The sequence below is a fragment of the Frankia sp. AgB1.9 genome, from assembly GCF_016786355.1.
In the GTDB taxonomy this organism is placed as follows: domain Bacteria; phylum Actinomycetota; class Actinomycetes; order Frankiales; family Frankiaceae; genus Pseudofrankia.
The window spans coordinates 10,652-25,850 of sequence record NZ_JADWYX010000129.1 but is presented as its reverse complement, the minus strand read 5'-3'; the positions used below and the strand labels follow the sequence as shown (position 1 = coordinate 25,850).

Genomic DNA, 15,199 nt, shown 5'->3' with positions numbered 1-15,199 from the left:
CCGGCGGGGGCGCCCCCCGCGCGCCCCCCCCCCGCCACCGCGTGGAAGAAGGATCGATCAGAGCGCGGACCAGCGCGGGAACGCGAAGTCGCCGCGGCCGTCGGTGAGCTGGCGGTCGGCGGCGTCGAGGTTCCGCTGATCGGTCATGAACAGCTGCCGGTCGTCCGGGTGGCTGGGGTCCCGGTTGGCGGTGAAGAGCAGCAGATCGCTTCCGGCCGCCGACCAGCTCGGGCCGTCCTGGGTGCTGTTCTTCTCGCCGGTGACCGCGGTGACGTGCTTGGTGTTCACGTTCACGATCGCGATCTGCTGGTCGTTCGGGTTGCTGGCGATCTGGCGGACGAAGGCGAGGTACTTGCCGTCGGGCGACCAGGTCGGCTCGGAGTCGAGGTTGGGCTTGTCGCGCTCCGAGATGAACTCGTCCTTGTTGAACGGCACAGCGGCCTGGCCGGGGATCGTCGAGATGAGCACCAGGAAGCCGCCGCCGCCACCCGCGACGGTGTTCGACCAGTAGGCGATCCGCTCGCCGTCCGGCGACCACGACGGGTCGGACGCCTCCGGCTGGGTGTCCAGCCGCCGGACGGTCTTGCCGTCGATCGAGCTGATGTACAGGCCCGGGTTGGGCTGGCCGGTCTGGTCCGTCGTCGAGCGCAGCACCAGGAACTTGCCGTCCGGCGACAATGACGGCCGCCCGTCGGCGGCCGGCGACAGGTTCGCGCCCTGCCCGGTGGTGAGCAGCTGGACCGGCTTTCCGGAACCGTCGGACGCGATCGCCCACATCGTCGTGCTGCCGGTGGAGTTGTCGACATAGACGATCGTCTTGCGGTCCGGGCTGATCACCGGGAACTGCAGGTTCTGGGTCTTGTCGGTAAGGATCGTCTTGAACTTCGAGATCTTCGGCAGCGAGGCGTCGGCGCTGGCCGGGTTCGGGACCACCGCGGCGACGAGGCTGTACTTCCCCCCGCCCGGCGCCTGCTCGTTCCGGCTGAGGACCAGGGTGTCGTCGCTCAGCCCGGTGGCCGCCTTCGGCAGCGCGAACACACCCGGCGCGGCGCTGGCCGTGCCGGTGACGACGGACGCGCTCGGGGTGTTCTTGGAGTCGCTCTTCAGGACCATCGGGATCACCGCGGCCAGCACCGCGATGACCACGACAGCCGCCGCGATCCCGAGGATCATCGGCGTCCGGCTCTTCTTCGGGGCCGCGCCGGGCGGCTGCGCGTGCCCCGGCTGACCGTGCCCGGGACCGGCTGGGGGTGGGGTGACGCGCTGGGTCGCGAGCTGGGTGGAGACGTAGTCCTGGTCGGCCGTGCTGCCTGGCCTGGTCGAGGCGAGGGTGGCCATGCCGGCCGGGCCGCCGACGGTCGCGGGGCCGGACGGAGGGCCGCCGGCGCCCGGAGAAGGCACGTTCCAGTCCGCGAGCACGTTGGTGACCGCTTCTTCCTGGTTCACCGTGTCACCCGCCTCGTCGCCGAGAAGGCGGTCCATCAGCTGGCTGGCGGTCGGCCGGTTGGCCGGGCTCTTGCGCATCGCGTCCCAGACGATCGGCCGCAACGCCGGGTCGACGCCGTCGAGCTGCGGCTCCTCGTTCATCGCCCGGTAGAGCAGCGCCTGGGCGCTGCCGGTGCCGAACGGGTACTGGCCGGTCGCCGCGTAGGTCACCAGGCCGCCCCAGGCCCAGATGTCGGCCTTCGAGGTGATCGCGTCGCCACGGATCTGCTCGGGGGACATGAAGGCGGGGGTGCCAAGCTGCTGAAGGTCACCGGTGAGGTTGGTCGCGGAGTCAAGCGCCCGGGCGATGCCGAAGTCGATGACCCGCGGGCCGAAGGCGGAAAGCACGACGTTCGACGGCTTGAGGTCGCGGTGCACGATGCCGGCCGCGTGGATGGCGCGCAGCGCGGCGGCAACGCCGACGGCGAGCTGCTCCAGGTTGGCCGCCATCAGCGGGCCGCCCTTGGAGACGAAGCTGGACAGCGTCGGGCCCTCGATGAACTCGGTGACCAGGTACGGCTGCACCGCGTCCGGATCGAAGTCCAGCACCTCGGCCGTGCACACCCGGGCGACCCGGCGCGCCGTCGCCGCCTCCTGGCGGAACCGGCTGCGGAACTGCGGGTCGTCGGCCACGTCGGCGCGGACCACCTTGATGGCGACGAGTCGCCCCAGCTCGGACCGGCCCAGGTAGACCGTGCCCATCCCGCCCTGCCCGAGCTTGCCCAGCAGCGTGTACGCGCCGAGCGTCCGCGGGTCGTTCTCACCCAACGGCGTCGCGCGGCCGCTGACATTCGCCTCTGACGACGTCACTGCCCCACCTCTGCTCTTCCCCACCCGACGCAGGACACGCGACGGTCCCGAATGACGATCCCATGCGGGCAGAATGCTACCGTCTGCCGAATTCCAGGAATGCGTCGGAATCGAAGCGGCAGGGGTCGGCGGCGCGACACCTCGGGACGCTGAGGCGCAGCGCGGACCGCCAGCCGGACAGGCGGGGCCAGTTCGGCCCAACACCAGCACGCGCGAAGGCTTTCGGTGCGACGTGCCGTGAAGTGGCGCGTGTCAGCCCGTTCTTGTGGCGTCATCGAGGGGCTGGTCAGGCGGCTCTCAGCGCGGTCCCGTCGCGTCATCCGCCGGTCCAGCAGGCGGCTCACCGGCCTGCTGCGCCTGGGCCGGCCGTGGGCGGGCGGTGTGAGGTGGGTGGCTGGACCGCCTGCCGCTTGCCCGAACTGACGCCCCCCGCGTGCCGGTTCTGGGTGGCGGTCCAGCCATACACATCTCACCCCGCGACCGCGGCGAAGAAACCGTATCTATACGACATTCGGCGAGATTGTTCGAACGATCCTCGAACTGGCCCCCACGAGCGGCCGCCGCAGCGGCCACCGAGCCCACTGCTCTGCCAGCCCAGACAGGGCCTGGCTGCCTCAGCGGGCTTTCGCCGGCCCGAAGTGAACAATACGTGTTCACGCGGTACACGGAAACCGAACCGCCCAGGCCGCGCCTCCCCCGGCCATCGCCCGTGGACGGTCTCTTGACGACCCGTCAGGTCGACCGTACCGTCCGCGCATGCTGGACAGCCGGAACACCTCTAGCCGCAACACCCCTAGCCGCAACACCCCGCTGGCGACACACATCGGCGCCGACGACTTACCGTTCGTCGAGATCGGCGGCGGGAACAAGCTCAAGGTGATTCATGTCCGCGCCGCCGAGGGCCTGTGGATCGTCGAGAACATCTTTCAGTCCGGCTACGAGGTGGCGACCCACCGGCACACCGGGCCCGTTTTCGGCTACACGGTGACCGGTGCGTGGAAGTACAAGGAGTACGACTACGTGAACCGCGCCGGCTCGTACCTTCACGAACCCGCCGGCTCCGTCCACACCCTGCACTGCGTCGAGGACGACACCCGGGTCTGGTTCCAGATGTACGGCGCGAACCTGAACCTGACCACCGACGGGCAGATCGAGTCGGTCACCGACGGCGCGGCGGCGCTCGACGCGTACCTCGCGCTCTGCCAGGCGCAGGGCTTCGGCCGGCCGAACGTCCTCGTCGGATGACCACGACCGACCTGACCACCGCGACGACCGGCGAGGCCGTCGATCTCTACGACCCGGACAGCTACGCGGCGGGCCCGCCGCACGCGGCGTTCGCCGCGCTGCGACGGGCGGCCCCGATCCACTGGCAGCCGGTCGCCGCCGGGCCGGCGGCGCCGGGCTACTGGGCGGTGCTCGGCTACGCCGCCGTCGACGCGGTCCTGTGCGCGCCGGAGCTGTTCTCCTCCGAGCGCGGCGGCGTCGTGATCGACGACCTGCCGCCCGACCGGCTCGCCCAGATGCGGAACATGCTGCTGGCGATGGACCCACCGCGTCATCGCGACTACCGCCGGCCCCTCGCGCACCGGTTCACCCACCGCGCGATCGCCCTGCTGGAGGATCGGGTCCGCGCCGCCACACGGGCAATCATGAGTGAGACAGTGGAACGCGGCGCCGCCGGCGCCACGGTCGAGTTCGTCGGCGAGGTCGCCGGCCAGCTGCCGACCCGCGTGGTCGGTGAGCTGATGGGCCTGCCCCCGGCGGACTGGGACTACGTCCACGGCCTCGCCCAGCTCCTCAACCGCGGCCAGGACGACGACTACGGCGCCGCGGCCACCGACGCCACGTCCAGCGAGAGCACCGTCCCGGCGGTGCCAGCACCAGCGGCACCAGAACCGGCGGCACCAGAACCGGTGCCGCCGACGGTGGAGATGGCCCTGTACGCGGCCGGCTTCGCCGCTCGGCGGCGTACGGAGCCACCCAGCGAGGACCTGACCAGCCTGCTGCTGGCTGGCGACTTCGGCGGCAGGACCATGTCCGACCTCGACTACGGCAGCTTCTTCGTCCAGCTGGTCACCGCCGGCAACGACACGACCCAGACGATGCTGTCAGCGGGTTTGAGCGCCCTGCTGGACCATCCGGACCAGCTGGCGGCGCTGCGCGCAGACCGAGCGCTCATCCCGGGGGCGGTCGAGGAGATCCTGCGGTGGGCGAACCCGCTGCACCACTTCCGTCGCACCGCCCTCGCCGACACCGAGCTCGCCGGCCGCCAGATCCGCGCCGGCGACCGGTTGGCCACCTATTTCACGGCGGCGAACCGGGACGAGGCCGTCTTCGACAACCCGGACGCCTTCGACATCGGCCGCTCCCCCAATCGCCATCTCTCCTTCGGCAAGGGTGAGCATTTCTGCCTCGGCGCCCATCTGGCCCGGTTGGAGGGCCGGGTGTTCTTCGAGGAGCTGCTCACCGCGTTCCGCGGCATCGAGCGGGCCGGCGCGCCGGTGCGGGTCCGCTCCAACCTGAACAACGCCTTCAAGTCGCTCCCGGTCCGGCTGACCCCGGCCTAGAACGCCGACGGCGGCGGGTGAGCCCTCCGTGGGGAGGGCCACCCGCCGCCGTCGGTCGCGGGGCGGAAGGTCCGGGTCAGGTGGTCGCCGGTGCCGCCTTGCGTTTCTTGCCCGTCTTCGGATCGAGCCTGCGCAGCAGCAGCGACGTGATGCCGATGTACGCAAGGCTGACGACCAGCCCGGCGCCGACGTCGATCGCGTACTGCTTGTTCGTGTGCACGAACAGCGGGTCCTTGATCGGCGCCCGCGGGTTGACCGGCACGAACTTGCCCGGTACCACCGCGCCGTTCGCCGTCGCCGGCCGCTGGACGCCGGCCCGGGTGATCGCGTTGAAGTCGGCGTCGGCGGCCATCGCCGCGTAGCCCCACCGGGCCGGCGAGACGACGGCGACCTGCTCGAGGCCGACCTTGCCGGCGATCGGCACGATGCCCGCGGAGAACACCAGCTGGATCATCGTGACGATGACCAGCAGCGGCATCGTCTTGTCCGCGTTGTCCACCATCGCCGAGATCACCAGGCCGACCATGCCGGAGGCGAAGCCGACGATGAACACCGCGAGCAGACATTCCACCAGCGTGTTGCCGAGCGCCAGGTGGCTCGGTGGCTGCCGACCGATCAGGCCGATGACCGTGAACGGGATCGACTGCAGGATCGTGATGATGATCAGAACGAGAACCTTCGAGCCCACGTAGGCGGCTCTCGACAGGCCGATCGCCCGTTCTCGTTGGTAGATCGCCCGTTCCTTGACGATCTCTCTGACCGAGTTCGACATGCCCATGAAGCAGGCACACAGAACCATGATCAGGAAGATCGTCGGTGCGTCCGAGTTCGGCGTGAACTTGTCGTGGGTGTCGACGAAGTTTCCGCCGATCGCCCGCGGGATCACACCCAGCACGAACGGGAACGCGATTGCCAGCCGTAGATAGCCCTTGTCGGACGCGATGACCGCGAACGTTCGTCTTGTCAGGGTGAACAGCTGGGAGAACACCGACTGTTGCCGGATGCTCGGCAGTTCCTCCGGCGCGGGCCGGGCCGACGGCGCGGTGACCGACGCGGGCACGTAGTGCCGCGACTGGCGGAAGCGGGCCGCGGACTCGGAGCCCGGGTTCTCCTGCAGGTTCAGGAAGACCCACGGGTAGCCGTCCGCGCCGAAGAACGGCAGCGCGTCCTGGGGCGGGCCGAAGTAGGCGACGTAACCACCCGGCGCGAGCACCAGGATGTAGTCACACAGGTCGAGCTGCGCCACCGAGTGGGTGACGACGACGACCGTCCGGCCGTCGTCGGCGAGCTTGCGCAGCGACTGCATGACCTGCAGGTCCATGCCCGGGTCGAGACCGGAGGTCGGCTCGTCCAAGTAGAGCAGCGTCGGGCGGGTCAGCAGCTCCAGCGCCACCGAGGTCCGCTTGCGCTGACCGCCGGACAGCCGCGAGACGACGGTGTTCGCGTGGCTGGTGAGGTTCAGCTCCTGGAGCACCTCGTCCACCCGGGCACTGCGCTCGGCCGAGGTCACGTCCGGCGGGAACCGCAGCTCCGCGCCGAACTCAAGCGCCTTACGCACGGTCAGCGTGGTGTGCAGGATGTCGTCCTGCGGCACGTAGCCGATTCGGCGGCGAAGCTCGTCGTACTCGGTGTAGAGGTCTCGACCCGCGTACCGGACCGTTCCCTGGTCGGCCGGCCGGAAGCCGGTCAGCGCGTTGAGCAGCGTCGACTTGCCGGCGCCCGAGGGGCCGACGACGCCGAGCAGCGCCCGGCCGGGCAGCCGGAACGTCATGTCGTGCATGAGCTGCTTCTCGCCGGCCCACACGTTGAGGTGCTCGGCCTCGAAGCTGACGTCACCGGAGTCGACGTACTCGACGAGCAGGTTGCCCTCGAGCTGGAAGACGTGGTGGCCGACGGCGATGACGTCGCCCTGCTTGACCTGCGCGCGCTGGATGCGGCGACCGTTGTGGAACGTGCCGTTCGCGGAGTCCATGTCGATGAGGTCGACATTCGGGCCGCGGACGGTCAGCGAGGCGTGATGGCGGGAGGCGAGCAGGTCGGTGATGACGACGTCGTTGTCGCGGGCGCGACCGATCGTCATCGTCCCCTGGCGCAGCGGGTAGGTGTTGCTGCGCTCGTGCTCGCGGTCCAGCCGGGTGTGGCCGCTGACCTCGGCTGGGTCGGCGGCGGGCTGGCCGTTGTGGGTACCACGGCGGCCGGCGTCGTGGTCCTCGCGGCGCGTCGGGCGGGTGGGCCGGTTCGACGTGCGCGGCGGGCTGTAGCCGGTCTGGTTGGGCAGCATGGTCTGCATGTCGGCGTCCCCGCTGTAGGGGTCGTCGTACGGGGACCGCTGCGACGGAAGCTCGTCGAGGATGATGACCTCGGGGCCGGTGGGCGTGCCCAGCCGGAACCGCGTCTCGCCCCGGACCTCGACGGTGTTCAGCATCCGGCTGCCGTCGTACCAGGTGCCGTTGGAACTGACGTCCCGGACGGCCCAGCCGTAGTCGGTCTCCTCGATCATCAGATGCTGCCGGGAGACCCGGCTGTCCGCGATCACGTAGTCTGCGTTGCGGGCTCGGCCGATGATGAACCGCGGTTGTCCCGTGGGCACGATCACCTGGCCGGCCTCGCTGCTTATCTTCAGAACGGCCGTAGGCACGTGTTTCCCCCTTCAGGACGGGACGCTGGCCGGACTGCCCCGCCAAACTCGCACTGTCCGACTGCCACCGGTCCTGCCAGGACCAGTACGCTCCCGCCCCGGGACGCTCCCGAAGCGCGGAACGTGTAGTGCCGCGGTGTCACTACCGAACCAACCTCGTCTGTCGAACTGCGACAGTCTCTCGAACTGCCCGGGTCCCGAAACGACCGATCTTGCGGGATGTCCGGATCGTAGCGTCGCGTGGCCCGCTGCGAACCAGCCGGGTGACGGCGTCGGCGGCCCGACAGCTCACCAGCCCCCGGTTTCTCAGCGTGTCCTGCCCCGCCCGTACGCACGGGCCATAACCGAGCACGTACCGTAAGGTTCACGGCGCCTCGGGCTCGCCCCGTCGCCGCGTTCACGGCACCACCCTCAACCATCCAGACTCCCGCTCCGCTTCGGAGACGACCAGGCAGGGACGGCAGCGCGGACGCGCCACCATCCCGTCGCGACGAAGGTACCGATCCGGACCGCACTCAGCCGGGTCGGACGGGTTCGAGCATCCTCTTCGGTGACCCCGAACCTGCTGCCCTGTCGGGCAACCGACCGAGGTCACGGCACCTGGAGCGCTACTTCTTGGCCGCGGGTGCCGCGGGCAGCACGACGTTCTTGGCGGTCGCGGTCACCGAGAGACCGGTCGCCGTGGATCCGGCGCTGACGACCGTCAGGCTGAACGGCAGGTTGTCCGGCAGCGGGATCGGGATCGCGGCGCCGAGCTGCTTCGGAATCGGGACATTGGCGCCGATCCCGCCGACGTCGAACGACAGGCCGGTCGGGTTGATGAACAGCTTGTTGTTCTGGACGTTGAAGGCACCGGTGCCGCTGAAGGTGCCACTCTGGCCACCGAGCAGGCTGCCGATCACGGGCACGTCCAGGGTGGTCTTGCCTGTGACCTTCACCTGCTTGCCGCCGTCGACCGGCGTGAGATGCAGGTGGAAGGTCTTGTCGGTGTCGAGGAACTTGTTGAGATCGTCGTAGTTGAGCACGACCGTCGCCGCGACGTTGTCGACCGGGACCTTGCCGACCTTGTTCGAGATCGCGTCGGTGAACGGCACGTGCACGCCCCGCAGATGCGCGTCCACGGAGGCGATCTTCGGGCCGTCCGCCGTCGTCGGGATGTCCTCCAGCGAGACGCCGATGTCCTTGAACTTGCCGAACAGCACCTGGGTGAGGAACGGGAACCCGCCGATGCTGACCTTGCGCACGATCGGCGGCTGCTGGCCGGGCTTGAGGTTCGCGGCGACGGCGGTGTCTACCTGCTTGCGCATCTGGCCGACGGCGACGTGCGCGGCGATCCGGTCCACCGGGATCGCCAGGACCAACAGCACCAGCACGACGATGAGCGCGATCTTCCGGCCGCGCCTGCGCCGCCGCTTCGGCGGTGGCTGGTCACCGAGCGCGACGCCGCCGGTCGAGGGGCCGATCGGCGTGCCACCGGTGCCCGGGCCGGCCTGCGCGTAGCCGTCCCGCGCCTGGCCACCAGCGGCCCAGCCGTCGGAGCCGTCGGCGGACCAGGCCGCCGTGACCGGGTCCGGACCGCCTCGGCCGCCGAGGTCCTTGCCGCCGGCCGGCTGGCCGTAGCTGTACTCGGTGGTCTCGGCCGGCCGGCTGCCGCGGGCGGCGTAGCCGAGGTACTCGGTCGACTCGCCGGGCCGGACCGGCGGCGTCCCGGAGTCGGAGCCCTGGCGGTCGAACCGCGCGCCTGGCCGGTCCTGGCCAGACCTGCCGCCGGACCGGTCGGCGCCGCCAGACCGGTCGGATCGGTCGGACCGGGAGGTCGCCGGCGGGGACGATCGGCGGGTCGGCGGGACCGGCGACGGAAACTCGCCGGGGCGCGGGGTCGGGTACCGCTCGGCCGGGATGCCTGGCTGCGAGGTGTAGCCGGCTCGGCCCGGGCCCGCGTCGCGGCGCGGCCGGGAGGTCTGGTCGCCACCACCGGAGCCCGCGGGGGCACCGCGGCCCTGCCCGTCCCGACCGGGAGCGGGCTTGAACCAGTCGACCGGCGGGGGCGGGCCGGCCGGGCGGAACGAGTCAGCGGGCGGCGGCGGCCCGCTCGGCGCACCCGGGCGCGCCGGCGTCGGGCGCACGGGCTCACCGGGCCGCGGGCGCCGGACACTGGTCGCCTCGCCCGGCTCGTACCCGTCGTCGTCTGCTGGGTTGTTCACGGGGTCATCTCCCATCAGGGGCACGCCGACCCACGCGCGCGAGGACGTCCCCACCCCGTCGGCTCATCCACCGGATGGTCGCACGTCCAGCACCTCTTGGGAGCGTCGAGGGTCCGATCGCCCGCCGCGATCCGCTGTCCGCTTTCCGACGTTTCCCCGGGTCGCCCTGCCGACGGTCGCGGAAGCGTCAGACCTCGAGCGGGAGCGTCGCGGCGGGGCGGCGCGGGCCGGCGGGGGCGAGCCGGAAGACGGCACCGCGGGGCGCCGCGTAGGCCTGCCAGAAATGGTCCGCGACCGCGGCCGGTCGCAGCGGGCCGGCCGGTCCGACCCGGCCGTCGAGCACGACGGTCCGCATCCGGATGCCCTGGTCGGCGAGCGTCGGGCCGACGGCGCCGGCGAGCGCGGCCAGCCCCGCCTTGCCCGCGGCGAGCGCGAACCGCCCACCGGGCGGCTCGGTGCGGTTCCCCGCGACCGTGACCAGGATCGTGGCGCCCACCCGGTCGAGCAGCAGCGGCGTGGCCGCCTGCACGGCGGTGAGCGCGCCGGTCACGTTCACGGCCAGCGTCTGGTTCAGCGCGTCGGCCGGCACGGAGAACGCGCTGCCGCGGATGGACAGCTTCGCGTTGTAGACCAGCACGGTCAGGCCGCCGAGGTCGGCGGCGAGACCCGCGAGGGTCGTCGCGAAGCCGGCGGCGTCGGTGACGTCCGCGACGGCGCCGCGCATCGTCAGCCCCGCGCTCGCCAGCTCCTCGGTCAGCCGGCCGAGGGTGTCCGTCGACCGGGCGACGACGCCGAGCCGGAAGCCCTCCAGCCCGAACCGGATCAGCAGCTCGGCACCGAACGCGGACCCGGGCCCGACGAGCACCAGCCCACGGCTCGCCGGGGACCGCGGTGGCTCGGGCCCCGGGCCGTCCGGTGGCGGCGGTTCCGGTGGCATAGCGCCCATCTTGGCCTGCCTACCGGCCGGCGCGCTGCCGGGTTACCGAAAACGCGTTCGAACGGGAGCCGGCGGCCCGCGTCAGCGGCGAGCGAGCTCGCGCGAGCGGCGGGTGCGGTCGAGCTCGGCCTGGGCCCGCAGCGGCGCGCACTTCCGGTAGTAGTAGACGATCGGCGGGCCGATGATCAGCGGTGGGATCAGCATCAACAGCGCGAAGATCACCAAGGCACCAATGACCACTGCGAATCCCTCCAGCCCCCACCACATGGGGGGAAGATCGAAGACCTGCCGCCCAGTGCGGCCCGCCCAGTTCTACTGGACGTCGTAGGCGACCCGTTCAGCGTATCGATCCCCGGCGCGCGACGCACCCAGGGTGCCCGCGACCGCTGCCCGGCATGATCATTAGCCGGGCTCGCCGGCCGGTGATCGCCGTTTTGGCCCTCGCGTGGTCCTGATCAAGGCATTTCCACGACCATGCGAGGGCTCAAACGGCGATCACCGACACCAAAGCGCTAGATCGCCGGGCGGCCGAGCTCGACGGGCAGTGCCGTTTCGAGGCGGACTGCCCTTCGGGCACGGACTGCCTCGCAGGTACGGGCCGCCCCTCCGGGTGCGGAGTGCTTACGGGATGAGGACGCCCGGGTTCAGGATGCCGGTCGGGTCGAGGGCCCGCTTGACGGCCCGCAGCACGGTGACACCCACGTCGCCGATCTCCGCGCCGAGCCACGGACGGTGGTCGGTGCCGACGGCGTGGTGATGGGTGATCGTCCCGCCGGCCGCCACGATCGCGTCGCTCGCCGCCGCCTTCGCCGCGGCCCACGCCGCGGCCCGGTCCTCGCTGTGGCCGGCGACGACGGTGAAGTACAGCGACGCGCCAGTCGGGTAGAGGTGCGAGACGTGGCACATCACCACCGCCGGCACCCCGGCCGCGGCGTACGACTTGGCGAGCGAGCCCCGGACACCCGCGTACAGGCCGTCCACCCCGGACCAGAAGGTGGCGGTCTCGAGCGTCTCGGCGAACATCCCGGCGTCCAGCAACGCGTCCCGCAGCCGGGGGCCGTGGAAGCGCCCGCGCACCCACGCCCAGCCGGCGTCGGCGCCGAGCGGCCGCCCGCCCTGGGCGCCCAGCAGCGCGGCCACGTCATCCGCCTGCCGCTCGACCCGCTCGGGCGTGCCCTCGTAGCCGAGCACGATCTGGCACCCGCCGGCCGGCACCTCGACGCCGTCGCCCTGGTTCGTGCCATCTGGGCCATCCGTCGCCCCGGCGGCTCCGGCGGCTCCGGGTGGGCCGGCGGCACTGGGTGGGCTGGCGGCGCCGGCCGCGGTCTCGACCTCGTCGGAGAGGCGGGCGACGGTCGGCAGCAGGTCGCGCTGGGCCAGCGCGCGCAGCGCCGCGAGCCCGGTCGCGAAGTCGTCGACCCGCCAGCTCTCGTAGCGCCGGCGCTCCGGGACCGGCCGGACCCGGACCCGGACGGCAGTGATCACCCCGAAGGCGCCCTCCGAGCCGAGCACGAGCTGGCGCAGATCCGGCCCCGCGGCCGAGGCCGGCGCCCGGCCGAGCTCCCAGCCACCGATCGGCGTGGCCACCCGCAGCCCGACCACGACCGCGTCGAACCGGCCGTACCCGCTGGACGCCTGCCCGCTGGAACGGGTCGCGGCGAACCCGCCGATCGTCGCGTACTCCCACGACTGCGGGACGTGCCCGAGGGTCAGGCCGTGCTCGGCGAGCAGCGCCTCGGCCGCCGGACCGGACAGGCCCGGCTCCAGCGTGGCGGTCAGCGAGACGGTGTCGACGTCCAGCAATCGGTTCAGTCGGCGCAGGTCGAGCGCGACGACGGCCTCGTAGCCGGCGTGCGGCGGGGCCAGGCCACCGACGACGGACGTACCGCCGCCGTAGGGCACCACGGCGACACGGTGCCCGGCGCAGACCGCCAGAACGGCGGCGACCTCGTCATGGCCGGCCGGGGTGAGCACGGCGTCCGGCGCGGCGGCGGCGTCGCCGGCACGCAGCGCGAGCAGGTCAGTGGTGGACCGGCCCCCGCAGTGCCGAATCCGGGCCACCCGGTCGAGCAGGACCTGCTCCGGGCCGATGGCCGAGGCGAGATCGGCGCGCGCCGGCTCGGGCAGCCGCGACGGGGGCAAGCGGACGTCGGCCAGGTCGACCGGCGGGCTCAGCCGTTCGACGAAGCCCAGCCCGTCGACCAGCAGCGCCCGTACCGCCGCCGGGAGCTCGGTGTGCTCGTCCGCCCGTCGCCACCCCCACCACACCGGCTCCGCGTCAACCAGGGCCCGGGCATCCAGCGACGGCTCGCTCACCCGACCACTGTGCCACCCCGGCCGCCGGATGACCTCGACGAGCTGTGGCCAGCCTCACCGACGTCCGTCCGCCCATCGGGCCCCGAACGGGGCCTTTCGGTCGTTGAAAATGTCCGGTGGACGAGGGCGGTACCCAGCACGCACGCTGGGCGCGAGGCCGTGCCCGACGTGCACCGGCTCGCCCTGGCCGCAGGTGACCGGCCCACACCTGGTCGCAGGTGACCCGGCCCGTTCCTGGGAGGTGACCGGCCCGCACCTCGCCGCCAGCGAGACCGGCCCACACCTGGCCGGCAGTTAGACCGGCCCGCACTTGGCCGCCAGCTAGACCGGCCCGCACTTGGCCGCCGGCTAACACCGGCCCGCACCTGGCCGCCAGTGAGACCGGCCCGCACTTGGCCGCCGGCTAACACCGGCCCGCACTTGGCCGCCGGCTAACAGAGGGGGACCTGATGACCGATGTCGGCGCAGGCGTGTCACCTCATCCGGGGGCGTCGCTGTCCGCGGCCCGGCGCGAGCGGGAGCTCGCCGGGCTGGCGGCCGGCGAGGTCGTCGACCTGCTGGTGATCGGCGGCGGCGTGACCGGCGCCGGCGTGGCCCTGGACGCGGCCAGCCGAGGGCTCAGCGTCGCGCTCGCCGAGGCCCGCGACCTCGCCTGGGGCACCAGCCGGTGGAGCTCGAAGCTGGTGCACGGCGGACTGCGATACCTGGCCAGCGGCGACCTGCGACTGGCCATGGAGAGCGCGCAGGAACGCGACATCCTGCTGCGCCGGACCGCCGCCCACCTGGTCCACCCGCTGCCGATCCTGATTCCGCTGACGCCGGAGATCAGCCGGCGTTCGTCCGCGCTGATGACCGCCGGCCTGCACGTCGCCGACCTGATGCGCCGCGGCGCGCGCACCCCCAGCAACACACTGCCGCCGCCGCGCCGGCTCACCGCCGTCGAGACCCGCCAGCACGCCCCGACCCTGCGCGAGACCGGTCTGCGCGGCGGCCTGCTCTACTGGGACGGCCAGCTCGTCGACGACGCCCGCCTCGTCGTCACGCTGGCCCGCACGGCGGCGGCCCACGGGGCGCGGGTGCTCACCCGGCTGCGCGCGCGCACGCTCACCGGCACCGGGGCGCTCGTCGAGGACGCCGTCAGCGGCACGACGTTCAGCCTGCGGGCGCGGGCCGTCGTGAACGCGACCGGGGTGTGGGCGCCGACCCTGGCCCCCGAGATCCGGCTACGGCCCAGCCGGGGCACCCATCTGGTGCTGGCCGCCGACGCGTTCGGCGGCCTGCGTGCCGCGGTCACGGTGCCGATGCCCGGGGAGCACAACAGCTACGTCACGATCGTGCCGCAGGCCGACGGCCGGGTCTACGTGGGGCTGACCGACGTCCCCGCCGAAAATGTCGAGGACGTGCCCCAGCCGACGGCCGCCGAGATCGAGACACTGCTGGGCGTGGTGTCCGCGGCGCTGGACAGTCCGCTGGACCGGGCCGACGTGCTCGGCGCGTTCGCCGGGCTGCGTCCGCTGCTCGACGCGCCGGCCCACCCGGGGGCGCCGACTCGCAGCGCGGACCTGTCCCGTCGGCACGCAGTCCGTGTCGGTCCCGACGGGGTGATCACCGTCGTCGGCGGCAAGCTGACCACCTACCGGCGGATGGCGCGGGACGCCGTCGACGCCGCCGTCGCGCACGGCGCGCTCACCGCAGGGCCGTGCCGGACGGCCCGGCTGCCGCTGGTCGGCGCGGCGCCACGGGCCCAGCTCGCCGCCGTGCCGGCGCCCCGACGGCTGGTGGAGCGGTATGGCACGGAGGCACCCGCAGTGCTCGCCGCGGCCGGCGACGACCCGGACCTGCTCACGCCGATCGCGGCCGGCACGTCCGTCACCGGAGCCGAGCTGCTGTTCGCGCTGCGGCACGAGGGCGCGCTCGACGTCGACGACCTGCTCGACCGGCGCACCCGGATCGGTCTCGTAGCCGCCGACCGCGCCGCCGCCCTGCCGCCCGCGATCAAACTCACCGAACGGTTCCCCACCCCGGCGGAGCCCACCCCGCCCCATTAGCCGGCCGGCTGGTCTCAGCGAAACGCAACCCAGCTCCCGACCCTGGACAGCGCCAGCCTCGTCCATCTCCGCCAACCCAGAATCACGTTGGGGAGGGCGCTCAGCGCCCGAACCAGGCCGAACGGTTCCCCACCCCGGCGGAGCCCACCCCGCCCCATTAGCCGGCCGGCTGGTCTCAGCGAAACGCAACCCAG

General features: G+C 72.5%; 9 protein-coding genes. 3 read left to right on the top strand and 6 right to left on the bottom strand.

Annotated features, from left to right (window positions below; genetic code table 11):
• Positions 1-57: 57 nt before the first annotated feature.
• Positions 58-2,295, bottom strand: coding sequence for a protein kinase (locus I6A60_RS34505; protein WP_203019445.1), 2,238 nt, complete (start codon positions 2,293-2,295; stop codon positions 58-60).
• Positions 2,296-3,051: 756 nt separating this feature from the next.
• On the opposite strand from I6A60_RS34505, the gene I6A60_RS34500 reads away from it, so the two are divergent.
• Positions 3,052-3,540: a 2,4'-dihydroxyacetophenone dioxygenase family protein gene (locus I6A60_RS34500; protein ID WP_203019447.1), complete on the top strand. Its 489-nt coding sequence runs from the start codon at positions 3,052-3,054 to the stop codon at positions 3,538-3,540.
• Positions 3,537-4,862, top strand: a complete 1,326-nt coding sequence (locus tag I6A60_RS34495) for a cytochrome P450 (protein WP_203055792.1) — start codon at positions 3,537-3,539, stop codon at positions 4,860-4,862. The genes I6A60_RS34500 and I6A60_RS34495 overlap by 4 nt, the downstream gene beginning before the upstream one ends.
• 76 nt (positions 4,863-4,938) lie before the next feature.
• Here the strand turns inward: I6A60_RS34495 and I6A60_RS34490 are convergent, their stop codons facing one another.
• The 5 genes from I6A60_RS34490 to I6A60_RS34470 all read right to left on the bottom strand — a co-directional run bounded on the left by I6A60_RS34490 (position 4,939) and on the right by I6A60_RS34470 (position 12,957).
• Positions 4,939-7,500 (bottom strand): ATP-binding cassette domain-containing protein, encoded by a 2,562-nt coding sequence (locus tag I6A60_RS34490; RefSeq protein WP_203019457.1) that lies wholly within the window; start codon positions 7,498-7,500, stop codon positions 4,939-4,941.
• A 608-nt stretch (positions 7,501-8,108) separates the two neighbouring features.
• On the bottom strand, positions 8,109-9,704 hold the full coding sequence (locus tag I6A60_RS34485; protein ID WP_307874006.1) for an LmeA family phospholipid-binding protein: 1,596 nt from the start codon (positions 9,702-9,704) through the stop codon (positions 8,109-8,111).
• Positions 9,705-9,891: 187 nt separating this feature from the next.
• Entirely contained in the window at positions 9,892-10,650 is a 759-nt protein-coding gene (locus I6A60_RS34480) for an SDR family NAD(P)-dependent oxidoreductase (RefSeq protein ID WP_203019461.1), read from the bottom strand.
• A gap of 72 nt (positions 10,651-10,722) precedes the next feature.
• The gene (locus I6A60_RS34475) at positions 10,723-10,881 is read right to left on the bottom strand and encodes a hypothetical protein (protein ID WP_203019463.1); all 159 of its coding nucleotides are present in this window, start codon (positions 10,879-10,881) and stop codon (positions 10,723-10,725) included.
• Between the two features lie 381 nt (positions 10,882-11,262).
• Positions 11,263-12,957: an FAD-binding oxidoreductase gene (locus I6A60_RS34470; protein WP_203019465.1), complete on the bottom strand. Its 1,695-nt coding sequence runs from the start codon at positions 12,955-12,957 to the stop codon at positions 11,263-11,265.
• Between the two features lie 449 nt (positions 12,958-13,406).
• On the opposite strand from I6A60_RS34470, the gene I6A60_RS34465 reads away from it, so the two are divergent.
• Entirely contained in the window at positions 13,407-15,005 is a 1,599-nt protein-coding gene (locus I6A60_RS34465) for a glycerol-3-phosphate dehydrogenase/oxidase (protein WP_203019467.1), read from the top strand.
• Positions 15,006-15,199: the final 194 nt, after the last annotated feature.